This window comes from Vibrio marinisediminis, assembly GCF_014050145.1.
Lineage (GTDB): Bacteria > Pseudomonadota > Gammaproteobacteria > Enterobacterales > Vibrionaceae > Vibrio > Vibrio marinisediminis.
The window spans coordinates 1-287 of record NZ_JACFYF010000195.1; the positions used below are offsets into that span (position 1 = coordinate 1).

The following is a 287-nucleotide window of genomic DNA, read 5'->3' on the forward strand; positions in this document are numbered from 1 at the left end:
TGTCCCGGGCGCATAAACCCTATCCAATCTGGGTGCTCACGTCCCAATTCGATCATCAAGCAGTGACGCCACTGTTTGATCGTCCAATTGGATGGCCTTGGGTCTTCATGACCCATGGTGTGCGAACACGCATTCTCTTCGAGAATACGCTGCCTCGCACGAACCGCGTTTCCTACGGAAACGCGTTTGAAATCGTATAGAGAGTTAAACATCAGAATTGCTGATCTCCCGAGTAGGGGAAGATCTCCGTCTGGTCCTTCGGGTTCCGTGCGAGAAGCAATTTTTTC

General features: G+C 51.2%; 1 protein-coding gene. It reads right to left on the minus strand.

The features are described 5' to 3' along the window. Positions 1-212 (minus strand): hypothetical protein (locus H2O73_RS23875; RefSeq protein ID WP_182110785.1); only part of this gene is annotated, 212 nt, incomplete at its 3' end. Positions 213-287 lie beyond the last annotated feature (75 nt).